Here is a 25844-nt window from a genome sequence, read left to right as displayed (position 1 = left end):
TAAAAAATGGTGGGAGCGGGCTTGTGTGGGAGCTGGCTTGCCTGCGATAGCATCACCTCGGCGCAATTGAAAACCGAGGTGCCTGCATCGCGGGCAAACCCGGCTCCCACACAAGCCCGCTCTCACATTGGGTATGATGCACATCCCGAAATCGAGAGCAGAACAGGTCATGTCCGACGATATCCATTTCTACGAACCCGCCAACGGCCACGGCCTGCCCCATGACCCCTTCAATGCCATCGTCGGCCCACGGCCGATCGGCTGGATTTCGTCACACGACAGCGAGGGCCGCCTGAACCTGGCGCCCTACAGTTTCTTCAATGCCTTCAACTACATTCCGCCGATCATTGGGTTTTCCAGTGTCGGGCGCAAAGACAGCCTGAACAATATCGAGCAGACCGGAGAGTTTGTCTGGAACCTGGCCACTCGCCCGCTGGCCGAGCAGATGAACCAGAGTTGCGCCGCCGTATCGCCCGAGGTGAATGAGTTCGAATTGTCCGGCCTGACGCCGGTGGCGTCGAAAATCGTCGGCGTCCCCCGTGTGGGCGAAAGTCCGGTGTCGTTCGAGTGCAAGGTGACGCAGATCATCCAACTGCAGCGCGCTGATCAGCAGTTGGTACCCAGCTGGCTGGTGCTCGGCGAAGTCGTGGCGGTGCACATCGCCAAGTGGCTGCTCAAGGACGGCATCTACGACACCGCCGCTGCCGAGCCGATCTTGCGTGGCGGTGGCCCGGCGGACTACTTCCAGCTGGGGCCGGAAGCACTGTTCAAGATGTATCGCCCAGGCGCCACGCCACGCTGACTGCCAAGCAATAAAAACTGTGCCAGCGGGCTTGCGTGGGAGCTGGCTTGCCTGCGATAGCAGCACCTCGATGCCACTGGAAAACCGAGGTGCTGCTATCGCGGACAAGCCCGGCTCCCACACAAGCCCGCGCCCACATGTGGATCAGCAGCGTGCTTGAGTCAGTTGGCAGCAGAGGCCCAGCTCAGTTGACCGTCTTCGTCCACATCGACCAGGCATTCCAGCTGCAGCGTCGCTGCATCGTCGGCGTCAGAGGCGGTCTTGAACTTCTGTCCATCCAGGATCTTGTGAAACTGCGGTGCGCCCATGCCATCCAGTGCCTTGACGGCGACGGCGGCGCTGTAGCCCCCTTCGCCCGGTACTACGGCGGAAACGGCTTCGTGATGGGCAAATTGTCTACGTGCCATGTTGCAGGTCCTGGCCAATGGAAAGTTGGCCATTCTAAACCAGTGCAGTGCCTCGCCAATACGATACTTCTTGAGGAGTGCTGTTGCCGTCAGGCAAAGGGCTTTTAACCGGCGAGTTGCAGGTACTCGCCGTAGGCGTTGCCGGCAGAAGCGTCGGTGAAGGTCTGGAAGTCCATGCTGCGGACCACCATGTCGTTCAACAGCTCGGTAAAGATCACCAGCGCCGCAGAGTTGAAGTAGGCGCTCATCGCCTGCTCGCTGCTCCAGAAACCGGAGATCAACCACACATCGGGATCGACCTGGGAATGCTGCAACGAGAATTGCAGGCAACCCTGAGCCTGACGGCCCGGTTCGATCAAACTGCTCAAGCGTGCACCGAGTTCGGTGCTGTACCCGGTACGGGCACGGATAAAGGCCATATGGCTCGCGGGAATGGGGGTGGACATGTTCGACTCTCCCGTTGAGAAGTGATGCTCGGCAAGCACTGTGAGGGCGTGTTGCCACAGGATCAAAGATAACGGCGCGGGTGTGGGCGCGGTTAGTCAATTCCTGCAGGCTTATTGCACAATCCTGCGAGAAGCGTAGACAGGACGTTTGGCCGGCGGGTTTATTCCACGGGCGAGCGCCTTGTTTCATTGAGATGACGGCCCCGCTGCTTGCCTGATTCACGATGTGTCGCAGGATCAGGCAAGGATTGTGCAGAATCGACGTAACACTTATTCAAAGGCCACCGCTAAGCTGAGCCCATCAAAAAAGCATGCAGAGGACGCCTCATGTCGTCGCCCGAACATCAGCCCATGCCCCTCGATGCCGAGATGGAAAAACAACGCGCGGAGTTGGCCAGCATCGTCCACCGCCATACCTGGGAGGACGGCTCCTACGGCACGGCGATCACCTCGCTGTACCTGAACCGCCACAACACACCGCGCGACTTCACGCCGGTGCTGGTGGAACCGGCGCTGTGCATCCTTGCCAGCGGCAGCAAGGAAGTACGCCTGGCCGATGAAATCTTCGCCTACGACCCGCTCAACTACCTGGTGTTCTCGGTCGCGATGCCGGTGGCCGGCCGGATCATCGAAGCCACCCCGGAAGACCCCAACCTGTCGGTGCGCATCAATATCGACCCGGCGCAGCTCACCGCGCTGATTGCCGAGGCGGGCCCGATGGGCGTGCCTTCGCGGCCGACATCCCGTGGGATGTACGTCGACCGTATCGACACGCAACTGCTGGATGCCGTGTTGCGCCTGGCGCGTCTACTGGACACGCCGAAGGACATCGCGATGCTCGCGCCGTTGATCAATCGCGAAATTCTGTACCGATTGCTGCGTGGGCCGCAGGGCTATCGCCTGTACGAAATTGCCGTGGCCAACAGTCAGAGCCATCGCGTCAGCCAGGCGATCACGTGGCTGAACGGCAACTACGAGCAACCGCTGCGCATCGATGACCTGGCCAAGGAAGTGAACCTCAGCGTCTCGACGCTGCACCACCGTTTCAAGGCGATCACCGCGATGAGCCCGTTGCAGTACCAGAAGCAACTGCGCTTGCAGGAGGCACGCAGATTGATGATCGCCGAAGGCCTGGAAGCCTCGGCGGCGGGGTATCGCGTGGGGTATGAAAGCCCGTCGCAGTTCAGCCGCGAATACAGCCGGTTATTCGGTGCTCCGCCGCTGAGAGACCTGGCCCGGTTGCGCCAAAGCATCTGACGCCTCTGTAGGAGCCCGGCTAGCCGGCGATGGCGATCTCCCGGCCGCCAGGATTCGACAAGCCGGATTCCTACAAAGGAATCGTGTTCAATCCAGGGTTCGCGGCAGCTGCAAGGTCACCCGCAACCCGCCTTCGCGCAAATTCTGCAGACTCACTTCACCACCATGGCTATGCGCAATGTTGCGCGCAATGCCCAACCCCAGGCCGTAACCCTGCTGCTGCCCAGCGAGCCTGAAGTGCGGTTCGAAGACTTGCTCCAGGCGCTGTTCCGGCACGCCGGGGCCTTCATCGTCGACGTGCAGGATGAACTCCGCACCGTCGTCCTCGATATGCAAATGGGCGTTCTGCCCATACTTCAACGCGTTGTCGATCAGGTTGCCGATGCAGCGCTTGAGCGCCAGCGGCTTGCCCGGATAAGTCGTCAGCGCGCGCCCATGCTGGGTCACCCGGCCGTTGCCGTTGGGCGCCAGGTACGGTTCCACCAGGCAATCGAGCACGTGGTTCAGGTCCACCGGCTCGATGTTTTCGTGGATATCCGTGTCTTTCACACATTGCAGCGCGCCCTTCACCAGCAACTCCAGCTCATCCAGGTCGCGGCCGAATTTGGTTTGCAGGTTCTCGTCTTCCAGCAGTTCCACACGCAGGCGCAAGCGGGTAATGGGGGTGCGCAAGTCGTGGGAAATCGCACTGAACAGCTGGCTGCGTTCGGTCAGGTATCGGCTGATGCGCTCACGCATTGCATTGAACGCGCGCCCCACTTCCACCACTTCACTGCCGCCGCCTTCGGCCACCGGCTCCACGTCCGCGCCCAGCGACATGTCCCGCGCGGCCCGCGCCAGGCGCTTGAGCGGCCGGCTCTGCCAGTGCACCAGCAGGCCGATGAACAGCAGCAGAAAACCGCTGGTCAGCACGATAAACCACACCTGCTGCGAGGGCAGGCCTTGCTCTTCGAGGCTGGTGTAGGGTTCGGGCAACAAGGAAGCGATGTACAACCACTCGCCGGGGGCCAGTTGAATCTGTGTGACCAGCACCGGCGGGTTTACCGGCTCCAGGGTCAACGCGTAATGCGCCCAGGAGCGCGGCAGTTCATCGAGCTTCAGGCCGGCATTGAAAATGCGCAGGTCTTCGGCGCTGACAAACTCCACCGAGATATGCACGTCGGCGCCCAAAGTCTGGCGCAGCACCTCATCCACCGCTTGCAGTACCGCCTGCTTGCGCGGGGTCTGCGGCAGTATCGCCATGTCCAGCGGACGGTCATTGAGGGTCACCACGAAACGCGTGCCGCCCATGCTGCGCAATTGGTCGAGGACCAACGGCCGGTAGGCCACCGGCAATGAACGGAAATAACTCACGCTGGCGGTCATCGAATGCGCCAGGCTGCGGGCACTGGTGACCAGGCCTTCGAGCTGGGTGGCACGCAACTGCGAGACCCAGATCACGCTGGACAGCGCCTGGGCGAACAGCACCGCCAGCAACGTCAGCAGCAACATGCGCCCCAGCAGCGAGCGCGGCACCGGGAAGCGGCGGCGGCGCTCGATCAGGTGTTCAGTGGGCATTGCCGGCAACCACGCTGGCTGCCAGTTGATAACCGCTGCCGCGCACGGTGCGGATCAGCCTCGGAGGTTTTTCGGTGTCGCGCAGGCGTTGGCGCAGGCGGCTCACGGCCATGTCGACAATCCGGTCCAGCGGCATCAGGTCACGGCCACGGGTGGCATTGCCGATGGTGTCGCGGTCGAGGATCTGTTGGGGATGGTCGAGAAACAACTTGAGCAGGGCGAAGTCGGCACCGGACAGGATCACCTCTTCACCGTCAACGTGGAACAGCCGGTGGCTGATCATGTCCAGGCGCCATTCATCGAACACCAGCACGTCGCCATTGCCGCTGCGCTCCTGGCCGAATTGGCAGCGCCGCAACAGCGCCTTGATCCGCGCCTGCAGCTCGCGGGGGCTGAAGGGTTTGCCGATGTAGTCGTCGGCGCCCAGCTCCAGGCCGATCACGCGGTCGGCTTCGTCGGAACTGGCGGTGAGCATGATGATCGGCACCTGCGCCTGGCGCGGGTGCTGGCGGATCCAGCGGCAAAGGCTGAAACCGTCTTCGTCCGGCAACATCACATCAAGGATGACCAGGTCGCAGGGCGCCTCGTTCATCGCCTGGCGGAACCCGGCGCCATCCGGCACGCCACGCACCTGGAAACCGGCGCGACTGAGGTAGGTTTGCAGCAATTCGCGGATTTCCTGGTCGTCATCGACGAGGAGAATCGATTTACTGATTACGCTCACGGGGTCCTCCTTGTTGTTATGGCCAAGCTTATGTCATTTGTTGCCCTTGAGGCCCCCTTCGCGAGCAAGCCCGCTGCCACATTTGCCGGCATTCCAACGTTGGAACTCGGTCAAAGTGGGAGCGGGCTCGCTCGCGAAGGGGCCATCAGCGCCTACGCAAAAGCCTGTTCCAATGCGACTCCAGCCCCAGTCAACCCGGAATACGGCGCGGTCACCAGCCACACAGGGATGCCTTTGAAGTAGTCGCTCATGCAGCCCTTGTCGCTGAAACTCTTGGCAAAACCACTGTTGATGAAGAAGTCGGCAAACCGTGGAATCACCCCACCCACGATATACACACCACCGCGTCCACCGGTGGTCAGCACGTTGTTACCGGCGACGCGGCCCAGCCAGATACTGAACTGGTTCAACACTTCCATCGCCACTGGATCGCCCGCCAGGCCCGCCGCCGTAATGGCTTCTGGGGTATCCAGCACCGGGGTATGCCCGTCGACCGCACAGATGGCGCGGTAGACACGCGGCAAACCGCCCCCGCTCAACGCCGTCTCGGCGCTGACGTGGCCGATCTCAGAGTAGATGTGCTGCCACAGCTGGGTTTCACGCGGACTGCTCAGGGGCAGGTCAACGTGTCCACCCTCCCCCGGCAATGCCGCGTAGCGACCGGCACCGAGGTCCAGCAATGTGCCGACGCCCAGGCCGGTACCCGGCCCGATGACCACCGCCGGGCGCAACGGTTCCGGCGTGCCTTCGCAGACCACGCGGAATTCGTCGGGCTTGAGGCGGGTCATGCCCAGGGCCATGGCGGTGAAGTCATTCACCAGCAGCAGCTCATCCACCTGCAACGCCTGGCAAAACGCAGTCTTGCTCAGGCGCCAGTGGTTGTTGGTGAATTTGAATTCATCGCCACTCACCGGCCCGGCAACCGACAGGCAGACGGCACCGATGTCACCGATTTCCAAGCCTTCTTCCTTGAGGTAGGCCTTGATCGCGTCCTCAGGACTCTGGTGATCCGCCGTGGCATGCACGCGGATCGAATGCAGAGCCTGATCCCGCCACAACGCAAAACGGGCGTTGGTACCCCCGATGTCACCGACCAGCGCAAGCTTCACTTAAGCGTCTCCAAGGCAGAGGTAAAGGCGCTGGCGCCCTGCTCTGCGGAGCTTGCGGCCAAGCGCATAAATGCAAACAGCTCGCGACCGGCCCCCACGTTGTTGCCCAACAAGCCCGTGGCAGGCGCGCGCGCTGCAAATTCTTCGGCGTCCACCTTAAGCTCCAAGGTGCCCTTCACGCCATCCACGCGAATGATATCGCCATCGCGCACGCGTGCCAGTGGCCCGCCGCTCTGGGCTTCGGGGTTCACGTGGATCGCGGCGGGGATCTTACCCGACGCGCCGGACATGCGCCCGTCTGTCACCAATGCAACCTTGAAGCCACGGTCCTGCAAGACGCCGAGGAACGGGGTCATCTTGTGCAATTCCGGCATGCCGTTAGAGCGTGGGCCCTGGAAGCGCATCACCGCGACAAAGTCTTTTTCCAGCTGGCCAGCCTTGAATGCATCGGCCAGGTCCTGCTGGTCCTGGAACACCACCGCCGGTGCTTCGACGATCTGGTGCTCAAGCGCCACGGCCGAGACTTTCATCACGCCACGGCCGAGGTTGCCTTCCATCACGCGCAAGCCGCCTTCCGGGGAGAACGCACGGGCCACGGGGCGCAGGATGGTTTCGTCGAGGCTTTCGATGGGGCCTTCGCGCCAGATCAGCTCGCCGTCGACCAGGAACGGTTCCTGGGTGTAGCGGCTCAGACCTTTGCCGGCCACGGTGTTGACGTCTTCGTGGAGCAAGCCGGCTTCGAGCAGTTCGCGGATCAGGAACGACATCCCGCCCGCCGCCTGGAAGTGGTTGATGTCGGCCTTGCCGTTCGGATACACGTGGGACAGGGTCGGCACCACCTCGGAGAGGTCGGCCATGTCCTGCCAGGTGAGGATGATGCCCGCCGACATGGCGATGGCCGGCATGTGCAGGGTGTGGTTGGTCGAACCGCCGGTGGCGTTCAGTGCGACGATGGAGTTGACGATGGATTTTTCGTCGACGATCTCGCCGATGGGCGTGAAGTTGCCGTTGGCCTTGGTCAGGCGCGTGACCTGGTGCGCGGCTTCGCGGGTCAGTGCGTCACGCAGCGGCGTGTACGGGTTGACGAACGAGGCGCCCGGCAGGTGCAGGCCCATGACTTCCATCAGCAACTGGTTAGTGTTGGCGGTGCCGTAGAAGGTGCAGGTACCGGGGCTGTGGTAGGACTTCATCTCCGATTCCAGCAGCTCCTCGCGGGTGGCCTTGCCTTCGGCGTAGCGCTGGCGCACATCGGCCTTCTGCTTGTTGGAGATGCCCGACGGCATCGGGCCGCCCGGCACGAAGACCATCGGCAGGTGGCCGTAGCGCAGCGCGCCCATCATCAGGCCCGGGACGATCTTGTCGCAGATGCCCAGCATCAGCGCGGCATCGAACATGTTGTGGGACAGCGCTACCGCCGTGGACATGGCGATGACTTCGCGGCTGAGCAGGCTCAGCTCCATGCCGGGTTCGCCCTGGGTGACGCCGTCGCACATGGCCGGGGTGCCGCCGGCGAACTGACCGACCGAGCCGACTTCGCGCAGGGCTTTCTTGATTTGCTCGGGGAAATGTTCGTACGGCTGGTGCGCCGAGAGCATGTCGTTATATGACGAAACAATTGCCACGTTGGCGGCATTCATCATTCGCAGACTATTTTTATCTTCAGTGCCGCATCCGGCCACGCCGTGGGCAAAGTTGGCGCATTGCAGCTTACCGCGCATCGGGCCGTCGCTGGCCGCGCCGCGAATGAGTGCAAGGTAAGCCTCGCGGGTTGCACGACTGCGGGCGATAAGCCGTTCGGTGACCTCAATAACGCGGGGATGCATGTATAGAACTCCAGGCTAACGGATGTGGCGACCCTCGTTCCTATGCTGGTCAAACGCCCGCCGCGAAAAGGTTGGCAGGGTGTTACTTGACCACTCGGACCAGTTGATTCAGGTCACTCGTTGTAGATTGAACAAAATATTGCCACTAAAAAGGCTTGTTTTCTATTTTTATGCGAATAATCTTGTAATTCTTACAACAAATCGACGACAGGCACTTTCCAATGACTCTTCGTATCGCAATCAATGGTTTTGGCCGTATCGGCCGTAATGTCCTGCGCGCACTGTATACCCAAGGCTACCGCCAGGATTTGCAGATCGTCGCCATCAACGATCTCGGCGACAGTTCGATCAATGCCCACCTGCTCAAATACGACACCGTACATGGCACTTTCGACGCAGAGGTCGCCCACGATCAGGAAAGCCTGACCGTCAATGGCGACCGGATTGCCGTCAGTGCCATTCGCAACCCCGCCGACCTGCCGTGGGCTGCACACAAGATCGACGTAGTGTTCGAATGCACCGGCCTGTTCACCGACCGTGACAAGGCTGCCGCCCATATTACCGCCGGCGCGCGCAAGGTGATCATCTCGGCCCCCGCCAAGGGCGCAGACGCCACCGTGGTCTACGGGGTAAACCATGACATTTTGCGTCAATCCCACCAGATCATCTCCAATGCCTCCTGCACCACCAACTGCCTGGCGCCGGTCGCCCAGGTGCTGCACCGCGAGCTGGGCATCGAGAGCGGCCTGATGACCACTATCCACGCCTACACCAACGACCAGAACCTGACCGACGTCTACCACACGGACCCGTACCGCGCGCGTTCGGCCACCCAGAACATGATCCCGAGCAAGACCGGCGCCGCCGAAGCGGTCGGCCTGGTACTGCCGGAACTGGCGGGCAAGCTGACCGGCATGGCCGTGCGGGTGCCGGTGATCAACGTGTCGTTGGTCGACCTCACCGTGACGCTGAAAAAAGACGCCACTGCCGACGAGGTCAACGCACTGCTCAAGGAAGCCAGCCAGCACTCGAAAATCCTCGGCTACAACACCCTGCCGCTGGTTTCCAGTGACTTCAACCATAACCCGCTGTCGTCGATTTTCGACGCCAACCACACCAAGGTCAGTGGCAAGTTGCTGAAAGTGCTGGCCTGGTATGACAACGAGTGGGGCTTCTCCAACCGTATGCTGGATAACTGCCTGGCGCTCTGCAACGCCGAATAACCCGTTTGGCAGCTCTCCAGCATGGAAGCTCGCCTGTGTGATAGCTGGCTTATGTGGGAGCTGGCTTGCCTGCAATAGCATCACCTCGGTGCAACTGGAAAACCGAGGTGCCTGCATCGCGGGCAAACCCGGCTCCCACACGCAGGGCTCCTGGCAACACACCCAAGTGCCACTTGCCATTTGCGTTGATGATAAGCATTATCATTAACTGCAAATCGATCTGGTAGCACTGTGAGCCAATCTCGCTTCAACCACGTCTTCCTCACCCAACGGGTGATTCTGCTTCGCACGTTGCAGCGGATGGTGAATAACCACAGCACCGCCGAGGACCTCTTGCAGGAAACCTACCTGCGCGTGACCCGAGCCCTCAGCGAGCGGCCGATCGATCATCTTGAACCTTTCGTCTACCAGACCGCGCGCAACCTCGCACTCGACCACTTGCGCGCGCGTCGGATCCAGGCGCGCACGCTGCAGGAAGATGTCCCGCTGGACGTCCTGCAAAGCGTCGCCGCCCCCATCAGCACGCCCGAAGACGCGACCCAGGCCGAGCAACTGCTGGAGCACCTGAGTGTCAGCCTCGGTCAACTGAGCGCCCGCCAACAGCAGATTTTCATCCTCAGCCGCCTGCACGGCTGCAGCTACCAGGAGATTGCCGACCAATTGGAAGTGTCCTTGAGCACCGTACAAAAGGAACTGAAATTGATCATGGCCATCTGCGTAGGTGTGGCCCAAAGGCTGGATCGGCCTTAAGCTTCACCCGACAGAAATGTCACCCAAGGCTATAGGACATTTGAATAGAACGTGGCGAAGACCCGAGGAACACCGTGACGGACCCGAATAAACTGCGCCCCCATGAGCTGGCTCATGAGGTGTTGCAAGACATGGCTATGGACCAAGCCCTCGACTGGCTGATCGCCCTGCAGTGCCCGCAGCCCGGGCAACAAGCCGAATTTGAAACGTGGCTGGCCCAAGACCCTGCGCATGTTCACGCGTTTGGCAAAGCCCAGGCTGCCTGGGGCGCCGCGCCCGTGCACAGCGCCGCCGTCGCCCTCGCCGCGCCGCGCAAGCCCAGTGCCTGGCGTCGTATCCGGCCGCACTGGAAACCACTGGCCACCGCCGCCGTGCTGCTGATCGGCCTGTTCAGCTTCAGCAACCTGCCGGTGCGCCTGCAGGCCGACCACCTCACCGTGGTAGGAGAACGCCAGCGCCTGCAACTGGACGACGGCTCGAAGGTGTTGCTCAACACCAACTCGGCGTTTTCCAGCAGCATCAAGGATCATCAGCGCATCGCCCGTCTCTACCAGGGCGAAGCGTTCTTCGAAATCGTGCCCAACCATGGCCTGCCGCTGGAAATCGACGCCGGCCCCGTGCGCGCCAGCGTGCGTGATACCGCTTTCGCCGTGCGCTACCTCAACGGCGAAGCCCAGGTGCAGGTGCAGCGCGGCGACGTGGACCTGAGCAACACCTTCGACGATGCCCGCGTGCGCTTGAGCGCCGGCGAAAGCATCCGCATCGGGCCCAAGGGCTTCGGTCCACCGGCCAAGCTGGATGCCAACAAGGACCTGGCCTGGGTGCAGGGCCGGCTGATTTTCGAAAACTGCCCGATGAGCGAAGTGCTCGCCGAGCTGCGTCGCTATTACCCCGGCTGGATCGTCAACACCAACGACAAGCTCGCCAGCGTTGCCGTCACCGGCAACTACCGCCTCGACCAGCCCCTGGACGTGGTGCGCTCCCTGGCCCACATCACCTCGGCCAAACTGTCGGAATACCCGGCGCTGGTGATCCTCAACTAAATGAGAATTATTTTTACTCGATAGTCTTCGGCAGTACGTCTCGTCTTAGCCAATGCAACTGATTCCTATTTGATTCGGTTCGCAACTATAAGATTCGTACCTTCCGGAGCGCTCTCGATGTCCTCTCGTTTCAACCGCCGGCCCTCTTCGCCCGTCCTGTCCCTGCTGACTGCGGCCATCCTGCTGGCCGGCACGCCGGTCATGGCGGCCACCGCCGCTGAACCGGTGCAGCGCAGCCACGGCAATTACACCTTCAGCATCGAGCAACAGCCGCTGGTCTCGGCGCTCAACGCCTTCACCGCGGTGACCGGCTGGCAAGTCGGCCTGCCGGCGGAACTCGGCCAAGGTGTGTCGTCCCCGGGCGTGCGCGGCCCGTTGTCAGCGGAGAAAGCCCTGGACCGGCTGTTGGTGGGGACCAACCTGAGCTACCGCAAACTGGGCAGCAACAACATCGTGCTGGAAAAGCGCGCGGCGGGCGGCGCCCTCAACCTGCAACAGGTCACCATCAGCGCCACCCGGAATGAGCAGAACATCAGCAGTGTGCCGAGCACCGTGACCGTGCAGGAACGCGAAGAGCTGGACCGCCAGAACGTGAATACCATTCGTGAACTGGTGCGTTACGAACCCAACGTCTCGGTGGGCGGTGCCGGTGGCCGCTCGAGCAATTCGGGCTACAACATTCGCGGCATCGACGGCGACCGCATCCTCACCCAAGTGGACGGCGTGGAAGTGCCGGACAACTTCTTCAACGGCCCCTACGCCAAGACCCGCCGCAACTACGTCGACCCCGAAATCGTCAAGCGCGTGGAGATCCTGCGCGGCCCGGCCTCGGCCCTGTACGGCAGCAGCGCGATTGGTGGCGCGGTGAGCTACTTCACCCTCGATCCCGATGACATCATCAAGCCCGGCCAGGACGTCGGCGCCCGCCTGAAGACCGGCTACAGCTCCGCCGACGACAGCTGGCTGACTTCCGGCACCGTCGCCGGCCGCGTGCAGGACGTCGACGGTTTGCTGCACCTGAGCCAGCGCAATGGCCACGAGATGGAGTCCTACGACGGCAACAATGCCACCGGCCTGGCCCGCACCGGCGCCAACCCGGAAGACGCGCGCACGACCAACGTGCTGGCCAAGCTGGGCTGGAACTATGGTGATGACAATCGCCTCGGCCTGACGTACGAGAAGTACAAGGACGATCGCGACGTCAACCTCATGAATGCCGTGGGCGGCCCGTTCACCGGCGGACGCGGCTTCAATTTCTACCGGGCTCGTTCGGGCAACGACACCATCACCCGCGAGCGTTTTGGCATCGAAAACCGCTTCGCCCTGGACTCACCGATAGCCGATCAGATCAAGACCAGCCTCAACTACCAGATCGCCAAGACGGACCAGTCCACCGCCGAGATCTACCAGCCGTCCCGCCGAGTCCTGCGCACCCGCGAGACCCTGTACGAAGAAAAGCAATGGGTCTTCGATGCCCAGCTGGACAAGGCTTTCAGCATCGGCGAAACCGATCACCAAGTGACCTACGGCACCACCCTCAAGCAGCAGAAGGTCACCGGCTCCCGCGAAGGCGCCGCGACCTGCCTGGCTGTCGGCGGCGGTTGCACGGCCATCGGCGCACCCAGCCCGATCGCCAGCGACAGCGTGAAGAAGGCCAGTGATTTCCCGGACCCGACCATCAACACGTATTCGCTGTTCGCACAGGACCAGATCACCTGGGACAAGTGGACCTTCCTGCCCGCCGTGCGCTACGACTACACCCAACTCAAGCCCAAGTTGACTGATGAGTTCCTCAACACCGTCGACCCGACGCGGATCTACGCCCACAGTGACAAGGAAAAAACCTGGCACCGCGTCACGCCGAAATTCGGCCTGACCTATGCGCTGACCGACCAGTACACCTGGTTCGGCCAATACGCTGAAGGCTTCCGCACCCCGTCGGCCAAAGCCTTGTACGGCCGCTTTGAAAACCTGCAGCAGGGCTACACCGTCGAGCCCAACCCGAATCTCAAGCCAGAAAGCAGCAAGGGCGTAGAAACCGGGATTCGCGGCAACTTCGATTCCGGCTCGTTTGATATCGCAGTGTTCTACAACAAATACCGCGACTTCATCGACGAGGACGCCTCCGTCGCCGGCGGCACCGCACAGCAATTCGAAGCCAACAATATCAAGCACGCGACCATCAAGGGGATCGAAGCCAAAGGGCGCCTGGACCTGGACGCCTTCGGCGCACCGCAAGGCCTGTACACCCAGGGCTCGGTTGGCTACACCTATGGCCGCAACGACGACAATGGCGAACCGCTCAACAGCGTCAACCCGCTCAAGGGCGTCTTCGGCCTGGGCTATGAGCAAGCGCAATACGGGGCGCTGGTCAGCTGGACCCTGGTGAAGAAGCAGGATCGCGTCGACAGCACCACCTTCCATGCGCCCGACGGCAGCACTGGCGCGCCCTTCAAGACGCCCGGCTTTGGCATCGTCGACCTGACCGGCTTCTACAAGGTCACCAACGACGTGACCATCAACGGCGGCCTGTACAACCTGACCGACAAGAAATACTGGAACTGGGATGACGTGCGCAGCTACGACGGCGTCGGCGAAGCCGGTGTGACCGCGCCCGCCAACCTTGACCGCCTGACCCAGCCCGGTCGCAACTTTGCGATCAACGTGATCTGGGACATCTGATAACGCCCACCCTCACCTCGTCGATTTTCAGCGCCGGGGTGAGGATTTTTTACTGTGCCGCGTCTTCTTGTTCGTCTAGTTGATAACAGCTCTCTTTCAGAGCACCAAGGCGCTCCTCTTCTCAAGGACTTTTTCATGACCGCTTCCTCTACCGCAGAACGCCCGAGCCTGCGCTCCCAGCGCCTGAACCAGATCACCAACGAGCCACACACCAAGCTGGACGCACTGGTCAAGGCGCACGCGCCGTTTGAAACCCAAGCCAACTTCGCCCGCTTCGTGGTCGCGCAGTACCTGTTCCAGTCGGAACTGGTGAGCCTCTACAACGATGCCGAACTGATCAAGATCGTGCCGGACCTGGCCGAGCGCTGCCGCGCCGAAGCCGCCAAGCTGGACCTGGGCGACCTGGACACCGACGTGCCGGCGCCGGTCGCCGGTGCAGTGAAGAACCCGAGCAAGGCCGAAGCCCTGGGCTGGCTGTTCGTGTCCGAAGGCTCCAAGCTGGGCGCTGCGTTCCTGATCAAGCGCGCCGTGGGCCTGGGACTGAGCGAAACCTTCGGTGCACGCCACCTGGGTGAGCCGGCCGGCGGTCGTGCCGAAGGCTGGAAAAGCTTTACTCGTACCCTGGACGGCCTGGAATTCAGCGCCGAAGAGGAAGCCGCAGTGGAAAAAGGTGCGATCGACGCGTTTGTGCGCTTCACCGTGTTGCTGGAACAGGCGTACGCTAGCGCCCCTGAACTGGCCTGACTCGAACCCCCTCGGTAGGAACAGGCTTGCCGGCGATAGCAACTTCACGGACGCCATCGCCAGCAAGCCAGTTCCTACAGAGTAAGCAACCCTTTCCTTCTGCAAATTGCTTCCCATGACCGGCAAAACCCAATCCACCTCGAAAATCGCACAGATCCTTTTCGGCCTGCTGGCCTACGTCAGCCTGGGCATCGGATTGGTGGCGATTGTCATACCGGGCTTGCCGACCACCGAGTTCATCCTGCTCGCCGCGTGGGCCGCAACCAAAAGCTCGCCGCGCCTGAGCGCCTGGCTGGAAAACCACCGCCTGTTCGGCCCGATCCTGTTCAACTGGCGCAACGGCAAGATCATCGCGCGCCGGGCCAAGGTCAGCGCCACGGTGAGCATGCTGCTGTGCGCCATCCTGATGCTGGTGATGCTCGATCATGGTTGGCCGATCTACCTGGCCATTGCCGGGATGAGCCTGGGTAACCTGTGGATCTGGTCACGCCCTGAACGGCTTGCAGAGCCCGCGTAGCACTGGCTGTAGCCGTTTTCCTACCGCTCATCGCCTGCTTCTCATGAAATGATTTGTTACGCCGATGTTCCAGACATAGCGCTGAATGGACTTGGCCTGCACTGCGTGCCTTCCAACAAGTCCATTCGCGAGTGAGCCTATGTTCAACACCCTCTCCATCCGCCTGAAAATCGTGCTGTTGTCCGGCCTTTGCCTGTTGGGGGTGATTGCGCTGGTCGTCAGCATCAACCTCTACAACACCGCTCAGAATGATCAGTTGGTCAGCGATTCCAGCTCGCACATGCTCACCGCCAGTGTCGAACAACTGTTGCAGGCCAAGGCCGCAGAGCAAGCCGTGCAATTGCAGAAAACCTTCGGCGACAGCCTGGTCGCCGTGGTCGCCCTCGGCGACCAGGTCAAAGACCTGCGCACTCTGGCAGCCAAGCGCGACCTCGCGCCCGGCGCCTTGCGCGAAGAACTCAACCAGAGCCTGAAAACCGCCTTCGAACGCAATGACAAGGTGCTGGGTATCTGGCTGTCGTTCGAACCCAACGGGCTGGATGGCAAGGACAGCGAATTCGTCGACGACAAGGCACGCGCCTCCAACGAAAAAGGCCGTTTCTCCAGTTACTGGAGCCGCGCCGGTGGCGAAGGCTTGAACACCATCATGGTCGAGGACGACCTGACCAAGACCACCCTCAACCTCAGCGGCACGCCCTACAACATCTGGTACACCTGCCCACGCGATACCCGCCGTATTTGCCTGCTCGACCCGTACGAAGATACGGTGGCCGGCAAACCGGTGCTGATGACCACCCTTTCCCTGCCACTGCTGGTGGACGGCAAAGTCATCGGCGTGGTCGGCATCGACATCGCCCTCACCGCCCTGCAAGCGGCCACCGATGCGGCACAGAAAGACTTGTTCAACAGTGCCGCGCACCTGGAAATTCTCGCCAGCAGCGGCTTGATCGCGGCCTACAGCGGTGAACCGGCCAAAGTCGGGAAAAACCTGATCGATACCCTCGGTGCCGAGGGCAAGGAAATCGTGCAACTGCTGGCCAGTGACACCCGCATGATCCGCGCGCAGGACGACACGATTCGCGCGGTCTATCCGGTGAAGCCGATTGCCGATGCCAAGTCCTGGGGCGTCGTGATCAAGCTGCCCAAGGACGTGATGCTGGCCGACACCGTGAAGCTGCAGGCGCTGCTCGACAAGGCCCAGGCCTCGGGCACCCTGAAGGCGCTGCTGGTAGGCGCCGCCGCCGGCTTGCTGGGCCTGCTGCTGATCTGGCTGACGGCCACCGGTGTGACCCGGCCGATCAACGGCGTGGCCGCGATGCTCAAGGACATCGCCAGTGGTGACGGCGACCTCACCCAGCGCCTGGCCTACGCCAAGCACGATGAACTGGGCGAATTGGTGAACTGGTTCAACCGCTTCCTCGACAAGTTGCAACCGACCATTGCGCAGATCAAGCAAAGCATCACCGAGGCGCGTGGTACCGCCGACCAGTCCTCGGCCATCGCGCGCCAGACCAGCGAAGGCATGCAGGTGCAATTCCGCGAAATCGACCAGGTCGCCACGGCCTCCAACGAGATGAGCGCCACCGCCCATGACGTTGCCAACAGTGCATCGAATGCCGCCAGCGCGGCACGCGGTGCCGATCAGTCGGCACGTGAAGGCATGTCGATCATCGAGCAGAGCACCCGCGACATCACCACCCTCGCCGAGGAAGTCAGCAAGGCCGTGGGTGAAGTCGAAGCCCTGGCCGTCAACAGCGAGCAGATCGGTTCAGTGCTGGAAGTGATCCGCAGCATCGCCGAACAGACCAACCTGCTGGCCCTCAATGCGGCAATCGAAGCGGCCCGGGCCGGCGAAAGCGGGCGCGGCTTTGCGGTCGTCGCCGACGAAGTGCGCAACCTGGCCAAGCGTACCCAGGACTCCGTGGAGGAAATCCGCCTGGTGATCGAACGGATCCAGAGCGGCACCCGCGGCGTGGTGGCGACCATGCACTCCAGCCAGCACCAGGCCCAGAGCAATGCCGGGCAGATTCATCAGGCAGTGCAAGCCCTGGGCAAGATCAGCGATGCCGTGACGGTGATCAGCGACATGAACCTGCAGATCGCCAGCGCCGCCGAGCAACAGAGCGCCGTGGCCGAAGAGGTCAATCGCAACGTCTCGGCGATTCGCGGCGTGACCGAAACCCTCACCGGCCAGGCCACCGAGTCGGCGGCCATCAGCAGCCAACTCAATGCATTGGCCAGCCAGCAGATGAAGCTGATGGATCAGTTCAAGGTGTAAGACACACCAACGGTCAAATGTGGGAGGGGGCTTGCCCCCGATAGCGGTGTGTCAGCTACAGATAAGTAGACTGACACTCAGTCATCGGGGGCAAGCCCCCTCCCACATTTTGACCGCCTACTGCTTAGAGACCCGTCCAGGCCTGCACAAACGCCGCCACATCTTCCTTCGGCGCCGTACGCGGTGGGTTCTGCGGTGTCCCCAAATAAAGGAAGCCAATCACTTCCTCATCCGCCGTCAGCCCCAGGCCTTTGGCGACATGAGCCGAGTAGGACAGTTCACCCGTGCGCCACACCGCACCAATCCCCTGGGCATAGGCCGCCAGCAGAATACCGTGGGCCGCGCAGGCGGCTGCCAACAGTTGTTCGGACTTGGGCACCTTGAAGTGTTCCTGCAGGCGGGCAATCACCACCACCACCAGCGGCGCGCGCAACGGGCCGTTCTGGGCCTTGTCGATGACCGCTTGCGCAGCGTCGGGGTCTTGCAGGCGCGCGGCTTCGGCCAGCAGGGTGCCCATCTGCTCACGGGCGGCACCCTCTACGGTGAGGAACCGCCAAGGGCGCAGTTGACCATGGTCGGGCGCGCGCATGGCCGCGGCGAACAGCACATCACGCTGCTCCTGGGTCGGTGCCGGTTCCAGCAAACGCGGCACGGAAACACGGTTGAGCAAAGCGTCGAGAGCCTGCATTGGCCACCTCCAGAAAAAAATGTGCGGTCATTCTAGCGGGAATGAATCGGATTCGAGCAAACGATAATTGCTCTTATTCATTGCGCCCTGCCCTGTTAGACTTTGCGCCCATATTTTCAGCCTTCGTTCAGGAAACCTGATGTTCGGTTCGCTTTTTCGCCTGTCCGCAGCAGTGATGGCTTTAAGCCTGACTGCCTGCGATGACGCCCCACGTTTCACCCAGGCAGAGCCTGGTGAAGCGCGTGCCGGCGGCGCGACGACGGTGAACAAGCGCGACCAGAACGCGTTCTCCCTGCCATCGGCCAACCTGTCGCCCACGCGCCGCCTGGACTTCAGCGTCGGCAACAGCTTCTTTCGCAGCCCGTGGGTCATCGCGCCGTCCACCACCACCGCACGCGATGGCCTGGGCCCGCTGTTCAATACCAACGCCTGCCAGAACTGCCATATCAAGGACGGCCGTGGCCACCCGCCGCTGCCCGATGCGGCCAATGCGGTGTCGATGCTGGTGCGCCTGTCGATCCCTCTGTCTATCCAGGAGCAGCCGTCCTACGCCAAGCTCATCGAGCAGGTCGGCGTGGTGCCCGAGCCGGTGTATGGCGGGCAGCTGCAGGACATGGCCGTGCCGGGCGTCGCACCGGAAGGCAAGGTGCGCGTCGACTACACGCCGGTCAAGGTTACCTTCAAGGATGGCAGCGTGGTCGAGTTGCGCAAGCCGGACCTGCAGATCACCCAGCTCGGCTATGGCCCGATGCATCCGGACACACTTTTCTCCGCGCGCATCGCTCCGCCGATGATTGGCCTGGGCCTGCTCGAAGCCATCACCGACGCCGATATCCTGCGCAACACCGACCCGAAGACCGCCGACAAAGAAGCCATCGTCGGCCGCGCCAATTGGGTCTGGGACGACGCCGAACAAAAAACCGTACTCGGGCGCTTTGGCTGGAAAGCCGGGCAACCCAACCTCAATCAACAAAATGTTCACGCGTTTTCTGGTGATATGGGCCTCACCACGTCTTTGAGACCCTTTGATGACTGCACCGACACGCAAGTCGCCTGCAAACAGGCGCCCAACGGCAATGGCGCCGATGGCGAGCAGGAAGTCAGCGACAACATCCTGCGCCTGGTGCTGTTCTACACGCGCAACCTCGCCGTGCCGGCACGCCGCGACGTCAACGCGCCGCAGGTGCTGGCCGGGAAAAACCTGTTCTACCAGGCCGGCTGCCAGGGGTGTCACAAGCCATCATTCACCACGCCAGCCACGGCGGCCGAACCTGAGTTGGCCAACCAGGTGATCCGTCCCTACAGCGACCTGCTGTTGCACGACATGGGCGAAGGCCTGGCCGACAACCGCACCGAATTCAAGGCCGGTGGCCGCGACTGGCGCACCGCGCCGTTGTGGGGCATCGGCCTGACGCAGACCGTCAGTGGCCACACCCAGTTCTTGCATGACGGCCGCGCCCGCAACCTGCTCGAGGCCGTGCTGTGGCACGGCGGTGAAGCGCAAGCGGCGCAGCAGCATGTGTTGTCCTTCAATGCCGAGCAGCGCGCTGCGTTGCTGGCGTTCCTGAATTCTTTATAAGCTTCGCCCCAATTACAGAAGGGAGCTCGACATGTTTCGTCCCAAGTTGTTGTTCACCAGCCTGGCCGCCCTCGCCCTCGGCGCCTGCTCGCCCCAGGATCCACAAGCCGTGACCTCGGCGGCGATCGCCAAGCAAGTGATCCTGCCGACCTACAGCCGCTGGGTGGAAGCCGACCGCCAACTGGCCGTTAGCGCCCTGGCCTACTGCCAGGGCAAGGAAAGCCTGGAGACCGCCCGCGCCGACTTCCTCCATGCGCAAAAAGCCTGGGCCGAGTTGCAACCGCTGTTGATCGGCCCACTGGCCGAAGGCAACCGCGCCTGGCAGATCCAGTTCTGGCCGGACAAGAAGAACCTGGTGGGTCGCCAGGTCGAGCAACTGGTCATCGCCCAACCGCAGATCGACGCCGCCGCCCTGGCCAAGTCCAGTGTCGTGGTGCAAGGCCTGTCGGCTTACGAATACATCCTCTATGACGCCAAGACCGACGTCGCCGACGAAGCCCAGAAAGCCCGCTACTGCCCGCTGCTGGTGGCCATTGGCGAACGCCAGAAAGCCCTCGCCGAAGAGATCCTGGCCAGTTGGAACAGCACCGACGGCATGCTCGCGCAGATGACCAAGTTTCCGAACCAGCGCTACGCCGATTCCCACGAAGCGATTGCCGATCTGCTGCGCGTCCAGGTGACCGCCCTGGACACCCTGAAGAAAAAGCTCGGCACGCCGATGGGTCGCCAGACCAAGGGCATCCCACAGCCGTTCCAGGCCGATGCATGGCGCAGCCAGTCGTCCCTGCAAAGCCTCGAAGCCAGCCTCGCCGCCGCCCAGACCGTGTGGGTTGGCGTCGACAACAAGGGCCTGCGTGGCCTGCTGCCGTCCGAACAGAAGCCGTTGGCCGACAAGATTGACGCCGCCTATGCGGCCTCGCTGAAACTGTTCGCCAGCAACCAGCGCAGCCTCAACGAACTGTTGAACGATGACGCCGGGCGCCAGCAGCTGAACGATATCTACGACAGCCTCAACGTCGTCCACCGCCTGCACGAAGGCGAACTGGCCAAGGCGCTGGGCATCCAACTGGGCTTTAACGCCAACGACGGTGACTGATGATGCTCAGGCGACAGGCTTTGGCGGTTGGCAGCGTGCTGCTCAGTGCTCTCACGCTGGGTGGCTGGACGCTGTTCAAGCAGAAAGACAAGGGCCCGCTGCTGCTGTCGGCGCGCGATGATGCGGACGGCAACCACTATGCCGTGGGCTATCGGCTGGATGGCAAGCCGGTATTTGCCACCCAGGTCGGCCAGCGCTGCCACGACATCATCAACCACCCGACACTGCCGATTGCACTGTTTGTCGCCCGTCGCCCGGGCACCGAGAGCTACCTGATCGACCTGCGTGATGGCACGCTGCTGCAGACCATCACCTCGCATGCCAATCGCCACTTCTATGGCCACGCGGTGATTCACAAGAGCGGCGACTGGCTGTATGCCACCGAGAACGACACCTCCGACCCGGGCCGTGGCCTGCTCGGGGTGTACGCGTTCGAAGGTGAGCGGCTGGTGCACAGCGGCGAAATCTCGACGCACGGTATCGGCCCGCATCAGGTGTCGTGGATGCCCGACGGCGAGACCCTGGTGGTGGCCAATGGTGGCATTCGTACCGAAGCCGAAAGCCGCGTGGAGATGAACCTCAATGCGATGGAGCCAAGCCTGGTACTGATGCACCGCGATGGCAGCCTGATCAGCAAGGAAACCCTCGGCCAACAGATGAACAGCGTGCGCCATATGGGGATCGCCAGCGATGGCACGATCCTCACTGGCCAGCAGTTCATGGGCGCGTCCCAGGAGCGTTCCGAGCTGCTGGCGATCAAGCGTCCGGGGCAGCCGTTCGTGGCGTTCCCGGTGGCCGATGAGCAGTTGCAGGCGATGGGGCATTACACCGCCAGTGTCGCGGTGCACAGCGAATTACGCCTGGTGGCGTTGACCGCACCACGGGGCAACCGCTTCTTCATCTGGGACATGGACAGCGCCGAGCTGCGCCTGGATGGGCCGTTGCCCGACTGCGCCGGGGTCGGCGCGGTGACGGACGGGTTTGTCGTCACCTCAGGCCAGGGCCGTTGCCGTTTCTACGATTGCCGGCAGAAACAGCTGGTTGCCAAACCACTGGAATTGCCGGCGGGGCTTTGGGATAACCATCTGCACCTGATTTGAAGAAAAAAAAAAGGGCCTCGCATCGCAAGGCCCTGTTTCGGGGGTTTGAATCGTTTCAACTCTGCGGCCTCATCCCTTGAGACATCCCAAACATGAACAACAGCAACTCATGATCAGGCTTGACCGCCACACTCGCCTTGGCGACGCGCGGCAACAGGCATTGCCCGCCACCTTGCACCGCGCTGAGTACTTGTGTGCGAGGCTGTTCCCACGCTGCCAGGGCCAGGGCTGCAACGCCCATCGCCCCAACCAGGAACAGACCTCGTGCTATTTCTAGCTTCATCTGGTTAAACCCTTGATAGCGCTGCCAAACGCCGTCTCATAAAAGTAGCTGAGTTTTTCCCAGTCTGTACTGTTCCACGACGAATGGCGGCGCAGTTGCAGCATGTCATGGGAAGCCGCGCGATAAGCGGTCAGGCGCTGGCGGCATTTCTCGAAATCCAGCAGTGCCACTTCAACATTGGCCGAGTCGCCTTCACCCGTCACGCGTACGAAAATGTGCTTGATGTACAGGCAGCCATGTTGCCAGCGCCCTTTGTGCATACGCGCCAGGGTGCCAGCCAATTCCTTGAGCAGGCGCTCGTGGACCAACTCGCCATACTGTTCGCGACCACCGGCGGCGTACCAGTTTTCAATCTCGTCGAACCCTTCCAGGGCCGCCGTGACCAGCAATGCCTTCCAACGGTGCTCGGGGTCGCGACGTGCTTCGCAAAAGACCATTTCCGGCACGCGTACATCCAGCAGGCGCAGGCCCTTGAGTGCATCCCGCTCGCGAAGCACGGTGGGGCGTCCGAAGGGGTGCAGCCAGCTGCGGTAGATGTGTCCGGTCTGGCGCTTGCTGTAGAGCAAACGGCCATTGGCACTCGTTACTCGCTGCACACCACTTTCACCACCACGCCGACGATTGGGTTCCTCGACCCACTCGCCCTGCTGGCGCCAGAAATAATCGAAGCGTTCTTCGGGCGCTACATCACTGCCTGCTACGCACTCAACTGCCATCCTGTTACCTCTTGCGCAATACATACACTCGCCACATGGCGTAGAGCGGTATGAAGTCCAGGGATTCCTGAACACGAAAACCGGCCTGCTCAAACTCTGCTTCAACAGTAGCAGCCGGTAACACAAATCTGTTTTGGTAACCTTCCTGCTCACCTTTTTCGCGACGCTGTCCTTCCAGACGCTTGCGTTTCCACGCTTTGAAATTGCCATCGACCCACAGCGAAATAATCACGCTGTCGCGGGTAACGCGTTGAAACTCCCGCAGTATCGCCAGCCGATGCGCCGGGTCACCAATGTGGTGCAGCAGGCGCATACAGAAAATGCTGTCGACCGAGTTGTCCGGCAAATCAATATCAAAAGCAGAGGTCTGCAAGGGCCGTACCCGTTTCACCACATCCGCCGGCTGGGCGACCGTCGCCACCTTCAACATCGAGGCCGAATTGTCGGCACCGATGATCACGCGGTTGGGTTTTTCAGCCAGCAGCGGCCAGAAACGTCCGGCACCGCACGGCAGGTCCAGCACCAGGCCAGGCTCACCGGCCATCGCCAGCGCGCCACGGGCCAATTGCTCGTCGCGTTTGTGGGACAACCGGCGAGCCAAATTGTCCTGATGCTTGAGCAAATATTCGTGGGCGTGCTGATCGTCGTACTTTTCGGAAAATTCGAGTTTGATCGGGGTAGACATCAACGGATCTCCAGTTGCTGATGCCTACAACCTTATGCAGCGAGCTGTGATCAACAGGTCAACCCGTTGTGAAAAACTTGTCCTGTCCAATCTCATACATTTCAAGACTTTACAGACACAAGCAATAGCATGGGGCCACCTTCGCCGAAGTACGGGGTACTTCGGCAGGATAGCGGCAGGGGATGGGATCAGGGTTTGACCTGACTCAATTCGACATGAAAGCGGCAGCCATTCGGCTCCATGGTACTCAGGCTGACACTCCAGCCCTGGTTCTCGCAGATGCGCTGGACCAGCGACAGACCCAGGCCCAGGCCATCGCCGCGCTTCTCGTTGCCGCGTACAAAAGGCTCGAACATGGCTTCGCGCTTGTCTTCAGGGATGCCCACGCCGGTGTCCTCGACCACGAAGCCACTCGGCTCCAGGGTCAGGCGGATGAACCCCTGCTCGGTGTAGTGCAAGGCATTGCGCAGCAGGTTGCCCATCACCGCATGCAGGAAGGTAGCGTTGTAGCGCGTGTCCAGCGGGTTGCCGCGCTGGTAGATCAATTCCAGGCCCTTGCGCTCGATGGGTTCGCGCCAGATACCGAGCAAGTCGTCGGCGACCTGCTCCAGGCTGACCTGCGGCGACATGGTGCCATCGTCATGCTCGGCACGGGCCAGCATCAGGAAGGTCTGCACCAGTTCGCGCATTTCCTCACAAGCCCGGGCGATGCGCTCAACCTGATTGCGCCCGCGCTGATCGATGGCCGGGTTTTCCAGCAACAATTCGCAAGAACTGGCCAGCACCATCAAGGGCGTGCGCAATTCGTGACTGACATCGCTGGTAAACAACTGCTCGCGGGACAACGCCTGGCGCAGACGCCCGAGGGTGGCATCGAAGGCCACGGCCAACTCACCGACTTCATCGGCCGCGTAGTCCGGCGCCAGCGGCGGCGCTAGACCGAGTAACTGATCGCGATGTCGCACCTGGCGGGCCAGGCGCACCACCGGCGCCATCACCTTGCGAGCCAGCACCCAGCCGAGGAATACCGCCAGCGCCAGGCTGAGCACGAAGCCCACCAGCACCACCGCAAACAATACGCGCTCACGCTCTTCGAAATCGCTCTGATCCTGCAGCAACACATAGCGCCGGCCATCGACCACTTCGACCATGGCGTGGTACGACAGCGCCTCACGAAACACCTCGTGAAAGCCCGGTTCCAGATGCCGCAGGTCCTTGGGCAATTCGAAATCGCCCGGCCCGCCGCTGAAGTAAAACAGCTGGTCCGGTTCGGGTCGGTGCCGCCAATCTTCGACAGTGTCCATCAGCAACAGGCGTTGCAAGTCACCGCCGAGGCCTGCCGAAATCAACTTCTCTTCTACCAGGTGCACCGTGGCGACGATGCCCATGGCGAAGGCTCCCGCCACCAACGCGCTCATCAAGGCAAAGGCGATGATGATCCGCTGGGCAAGGCTTTGCTTAAACTCCATCTCGGCCCTCGGCCAGGCGATAGCCCACACCATGCACCGTCTGCAGCAACGGCTTGGCGAACGGCTTATCGATCACTTGGCGCAACTGGTGCACGTGGCTGCGCAGGCTGTCGCTGTCCGGGCAGTCATCGCCCCACAGCGCCTCTTCGAGGATCTCCCGGCGCAGTACATGCGGGCTCTTCTGCATCAGCACCGCGAGCAGTTTCAGGCCCACCGGGTTGAGCTTGAGCAGGCGCCCTTCGCGGGTCACTTCGAGGGTGTCGAGGTCGTAGCTCAGGTCACCCACTTGCAGGGCACGGCGACCGCCACCCTGGGCACGGCGCAGCACGGCTTCGATGCGCGCGGCCAATTCCGACAGGGCAAACGGTTTGAGCAGGTAGTCATCGGCGCCGGACTTGAAGCCCTGCAGCCGGTCATCCAACTGATCGCGGGCGGTGAGCATGATCACCGGCGTGTCGCGACGCGCGTCTTCGCGCAGGCGTTTGCACAAGGTGTAGCCATCAATGCCGGGCAGCATGATGTCGAGCACGATCAAGTCGTAATGTTCGGTGGCGGCGAGGTGCAGGCCCGACAGACCGTCCTGCGCGCAGTCGACTGTGTAGCCTTTTAGCCCCAGGTAATCCGCCAGGTTGGCCAGAATATCGCGGTTGTCTTCAACCAATAAAATTCGCATGGGCAGTGTCTCCGTACGCGGTAACGGCCGTGTTGGCTCGCGCAGCTTAAGGCCAAGTGTGGCTCAGGGATAGAGCTGAAAGGCCCGTCTATAAAGGTTTTCAACTGATTGATCGGCTGAACGAGTTTTTCACTATAGCTTCACAAACTGACCACAGTGTCAGGGCGAAGATCGCCCCCCATTGATATAAGGA

General features: G+C 61.9%; 24 protein-coding genes. 12 read left to right on the top strand and 12 right to left on the bottom strand.

The annotated features are described in order from the left end of the window. Nucleotides 1-169: 169 nt before the first annotated feature. A complete protein-coding gene (locus tag AC07OJ_RS26135; protein WP_065908770.1) occupies nt 170-802 on the top strand; it encodes a flavin reductase family protein in 633 nt (210 codons plus the stop codon). Nucleotides 803-963: 161 nt separating this feature from the next. On the opposite strand, the gene AC07OJ_RS26130 is transcribed toward AC07OJ_RS26135, so the two are convergent. Both AC07OJ_RS26130 and AC07OJ_RS26125 read right to left on the bottom strand, forming a co-directional pair. Beyond that, nucleotides 964-1242 carry a hypothetical protein gene (locus AC07OJ_RS26130; RefSeq protein WP_083221491.1) on the bottom strand — a complete coding sequence of 93 codons (279 nt, stop codon included), beginning with the start codon at nt 1240-1242 and terminating at the stop codon, nt 964-966. 71 nt (nt 1243-1313) lie between these two features. Beyond that, complete coding sequence (locus AC07OJ_RS26125) at nt 1314-1655, bottom strand: antibiotic biosynthesis monooxygenase family protein (RefSeq protein ID WP_106802723.1); 342 nt, start codon at nt 1653-1655, stop codon at nt 1314-1316. 327 nt (nt 1656-1982) lie between these two features. On the opposite strand from AC07OJ_RS26125, the gene AC07OJ_RS26120 reads away from it, so the two are divergent. Then, nucleotides 1983-2912 carry an AraC family transcriptional regulator gene (locus tag AC07OJ_RS26120; RefSeq protein ID WP_065908765.1) on the top strand — a complete coding sequence of 310 codons (930 nt, stop codon included), beginning with the start codon at nt 1983-1985 and terminating at the stop codon, nt 2910-2912. 87 nt (nt 2913-2999) lie between these two features. Here AC07OJ_RS26120 and AC07OJ_RS26115 read toward each other — a convergent pair whose 3' ends face one another. The 4 genes from AC07OJ_RS26115 to edd form a co-directional block, all read right to left on the bottom strand. Further along, entirely contained in the window at nt 3000-4427 is a 1428-nt protein-coding gene (locus AC07OJ_RS26115; RefSeq protein ID WP_205571682.1) for an ATP-binding protein, read from the bottom strand. A 31-nt stretch (nt 4428-4458) separates the two neighbouring features. Continuing rightward, nucleotides 4459-5193, bottom strand: a complete 735-nt coding sequence (locus AC07OJ_RS26110) for a response regulator (RefSeq protein ID WP_024077192.1) — start codon at nt 5191-5193, stop codon at nt 4459-4461. A gap of 152 nt (nt 5194-5345) precedes the next feature. Beyond that, nucleotides 5346-6302 (bottom strand): glucokinase, encoded by a 957-nt coding sequence (locus tag AC07OJ_RS26105; protein ID WP_495095466.1) that lies wholly within the window; start codon nt 6300-6302, stop codon nt 5346-5348. Next, nucleotides 6299-8125, bottom strand: coding sequence for a phosphogluconate dehydratase (gene edd / locus AC07OJ_RS26100; RefSeq protein ID WP_065908759.1), 1827 nt, complete (start codon nt 8123-8125; stop codon nt 6299-6301). The genes AC07OJ_RS26105 and edd overlap by 4 nt, the downstream gene beginning before the upstream one ends. Before the next feature lie 221 nt (nt 8126-8346). Between edd and gap the strand changes: the two genes are divergently transcribed. The 7 genes from gap (at nt 8347) to AC07OJ_RS26065 (ending at nt 17362) form a co-directional block, all read left to right on the top strand. Then, nucleotides 8347-9348, top strand: a complete 1002-nt coding sequence (gap, locus tag AC07OJ_RS26095) for a type I glyceraldehyde-3-phosphate dehydrogenase (protein ID WP_106802722.1) — start codon at nt 8347-8349, stop codon at nt 9346-9348. A 231-nt stretch (nt 9349-9579) separates the two neighbouring features. Then, the gene (locus tag AC07OJ_RS26090; protein ID WP_065908756.1) at nt 9580-10098 is read left to right on the top strand and encodes an RNA polymerase sigma factor; all 519 of its coding nucleotides are present in this window, start codon (nt 9580-9582) and stop codon (nt 10096-10098) included. A gap of 74 nt (nt 10099-10172) precedes the next feature. Then, the gene (locus tag AC07OJ_RS26085) at nt 10173-11141 is read left to right on the top strand and encodes a FecR family protein (RefSeq protein ID WP_495095465.1); all 969 of its coding nucleotides are present in this window, start codon (nt 10173-10175) and stop codon (nt 11139-11141) included. 117 nt (nt 11142-11258) lie between these two features. Then, nucleotides 11259-13823 (top strand): TonB-dependent receptor, encoded by a 2565-nt coding sequence (locus AC07OJ_RS26080; protein ID WP_065908752.1) that lies wholly within the window; start codon nt 11259-11261, stop codon nt 13821-13823. 135 nt (nt 13824-13958) lie between these two features. Then, nucleotides 13959-14567, top strand: coding sequence for a biliverdin-producing heme oxygenase (locus AC07OJ_RS26075; protein WP_065908750.1), 609 nt, complete (start codon nt 13959-13961; stop codon nt 14565-14567). Nucleotides 14568-14682: 115 nt separating this feature from the next. After that, nucleotides 14683-15084, top strand: coding sequence for a YbaN family protein (locus AC07OJ_RS26070; RefSeq protein ID WP_065908749.1), 402 nt, complete (start codon nt 14683-14685; stop codon nt 15082-15084). Between the two features lie 139 nt (nt 15085-15223). Then, on the top strand, nt 15224-17362 hold the full coding sequence (locus AC07OJ_RS26065) for a methyl-accepting chemotaxis protein (RefSeq protein ID WP_065908747.1): 2139 nt from the start codon (nt 15224-15226) through the stop codon (nt 17360-17362). Between the two features lie 124 nt (nt 17363-17486). Here AC07OJ_RS26065 and AC07OJ_RS26060 read toward each other — a convergent pair whose 3' ends face one another. Then, nucleotides 17487-18050: an NAD(P)H nitroreductase gene (locus tag AC07OJ_RS26060; RefSeq protein ID WP_262135526.1), complete on the bottom strand. Its 564-nt coding sequence runs from the start codon at nt 18048-18050 to the stop codon at nt 17487-17489. 139 nt (nt 18051-18189) lie between these two features. On the opposite strand from AC07OJ_RS26060, the gene AC07OJ_RS26055 reads away from it, so the two are divergent. The 3 genes from AC07OJ_RS26055 to AC07OJ_RS26045 are packed head-to-tail and all read left to right on the top strand — an operon-like array spanning nt 18190 to nt 21825. Then, on the top strand, nt 18190-19629 hold the full coding sequence (locus tag AC07OJ_RS26055; RefSeq protein ID WP_495095464.1) for a di-heme oxidoreductase family protein: 1440 nt from the start codon (nt 18190-18192) through the stop codon (nt 19627-19629). Between the two features lie 31 nt (nt 19630-19660). Continuing rightward, entirely contained in the window at nt 19661-20725 is a 1065-nt protein-coding gene (locus tag AC07OJ_RS26050) for an imelysin family protein (protein WP_065908742.1), read from the top strand. Between the two features lie 2 nt (nt 20726-20727). Next, a complete protein-coding gene (locus AC07OJ_RS26045; protein ID WP_495095494.1) occupies nt 20728-21825 on the top strand; it encodes a DUF1513 domain-containing protein in 1098 nt (365 codons plus the stop codon). A 55-nt stretch (nt 21826-21880) separates the two neighbouring features. Here AC07OJ_RS26045 and AC07OJ_RS26040 read toward each other — a convergent pair whose 3' ends face one another. The 5 genes from AC07OJ_RS26040 to colR all read right to left on the bottom strand — a co-directional run bounded on the left by AC07OJ_RS26040 (nt 21881) and on the right by colR (nt 25651). Then, nucleotides 21881-22108, bottom strand: coding sequence for a hypothetical protein (locus tag AC07OJ_RS26040; RefSeq protein ID WP_065908738.1), 228 nt, complete (start codon nt 22106-22108; stop codon nt 21881-21883). Then, on the bottom strand, nt 22105-22824 hold the full coding sequence (locus tag AC07OJ_RS26035; RefSeq protein WP_262135524.1) for a lipopolysaccharide kinase InaA family protein: 720 nt from the start codon (nt 22822-22824) through the stop codon (nt 22105-22107). Before AC07OJ_RS26035 ends, AC07OJ_RS26040 begins: the two co-directional genes overlap by 4 nt. A gap of 4 nt (nt 22825-22828) precedes the next feature. Next, complete coding sequence (locus AC07OJ_RS26030; RefSeq protein ID WP_065908735.1) at nt 22829-23509, bottom strand: class I SAM-dependent methyltransferase; 681 nt, start codon at nt 23507-23509, stop codon at nt 22829-22831. Between the two features lie 188 nt (nt 23510-23697). Beyond that, the gene (locus tag AC07OJ_RS26025; RefSeq protein WP_065908733.1) at nt 23698-24978 is read right to left on the bottom strand and encodes a sensor histidine kinase; all 1281 of its coding nucleotides are present in this window, start codon (nt 24976-24978) and stop codon (nt 23698-23700) included. Further along, nucleotides 24968-25651 carry a two-component system response regulator ColR gene (gene colR, locus AC07OJ_RS26020; protein WP_003175870.1) on the bottom strand — a complete coding sequence of 228 codons (684 nt, stop codon included), beginning with the start codon at nt 25649-25651 and terminating at the stop codon, nt 24968-24970. The genes AC07OJ_RS26025 and colR overlap by 11 nt, the downstream gene beginning before the upstream one ends. Nucleotides 25652-25844: the final 193 nt, after the last annotated feature.

Source organism: Pseudomonas sp. GW821-FHT09C08 (assembly GCF_059418125.1).
The sequence above is the reverse complement of the archived record's forward strand: the minus strand, read 5'-3'. Positions and strand labels throughout refer to the sequence as shown.

Bases quoted from the DNA above. Each gene is read 5' to 3' on its own strand.
- AC07OJ_RS26040 (WP_065908738.1), bottom strand. From the start codon at position 22,108: ATGAAGCTAGAAATAGCACGAGGTCTGTTCCTGGTTGGGGCGATGGGC.
- AC07OJ_RS26080 (WP_065908752.1), top strand. From the start codon at position 11,259: ATGTCCTCTCGTTTCAACCGCCGGCCCTCTTCGCCCGTCCTGTCCCTG.
- AC07OJ_RS26060 (WP_262135526.1), bottom strand. From the start codon at position 18,050: ATGCAGGCTCTCGACGCTTTGCTCAACCGTGTTTCCGTGCCGCGTTTG.
- AC07OJ_RS26035 (WP_262135524.1), bottom strand. From the start codon at position 22,824: ATGGCAGTTGAGTGCGTAGCAGGCAGTGATGTAGCGCCCGAAGAACGC.
- AC07OJ_RS26045 (WP_495095494.1), top strand. From the start codon at position 20,728: ATGCTCAGGCGACAGGCTTTGGCGGTTGGCAGCGTGCTGCTCAGTGCT.
- AC07OJ_RS26055 (WP_495095464.1), top strand. From the start codon at position 18,190: ATGTTCGGTTCGCTTTTTCGCCTGTCCGCAGCAGTGATGGCTTTAAGC.
- AC07OJ_RS26075 (WP_065908750.1), top strand. From the start codon at position 13,959: ATGACCGCTTCCTCTACCGCAGAACGCCCGAGCCTGCGCTCCCAGCGC.
- colR (WP_003175870.1), bottom strand. From the start codon at position 25,651: ATGCGAATTTTATTGGTTGAAGACAACCGCGATATTCTGGCCAACCTG.
- AC07OJ_RS26125 (WP_106802723.1), bottom strand. From the start codon at position 1,655: ATGTCCACCCCCATTCCCGCGAGCCATATGGCCTTTATCCGTGCCCGT.
- gap (WP_106802722.1), top strand. From the start codon at position 8,347: ATGACTCTTCGTATCGCAATCAATGGTTTTGGCCGTATCGGCCGTAAT.
- AC07OJ_RS26025 (WP_065908733.1), bottom strand. From the start codon at position 24,978: ATGGAGTTTAAGCAAAGCCTTGCCCAGCGGATCATCATCGCCTTTGCC.
- edd (WP_065908759.1), bottom strand. From the start codon at position 8,125: ATGCATCCCCGCGTTATTGAGGTCACCGAACGGCTTATCGCCCGCAGT.
- AC07OJ_RS26070 (WP_065908749.1), top strand. From the start codon at position 14,683: ATGACCGGCAAAACCCAATCCACCTCGAAAATCGCACAGATCCTTTTC.
- AC07OJ_RS26120 (WP_065908765.1), top strand. From the start codon at position 1,983: ATGTCGTCGCCCGAACATCAGCCCATGCCCCTCGATGCCGAGATGGAA.
- AC07OJ_RS26030 (WP_065908735.1), bottom strand. From the start codon at position 23,509: ATGTCTACCCCGATCAAACTCGAATTTTCCGAAAAGTACGACGATCAG.
- AC07OJ_RS26130 (WP_083221491.1), bottom strand. From the start codon at position 1,242: ATGGCCAACTTTCCATTGGCCAGGACCTGCAACATGGCACGTAGACAA.
- AC07OJ_RS26050 (WP_065908742.1), top strand. From the start codon at position 19,661: ATGTTTCGTCCCAAGTTGTTGTTCACCAGCCTGGCCGCCCTCGCCCTC.
- AC07OJ_RS26135 (WP_065908770.1), top strand. From the start codon at position 170: ATGTCCGACGATATCCATTTCTACGAACCCGCCAACGGCCACGGCCTG.
- AC07OJ_RS26065 (WP_065908747.1), top strand. From the start codon at position 15,224: ATGTTCAACACCCTCTCCATCCGCCTGAAAATCGTGCTGTTGTCCGGC.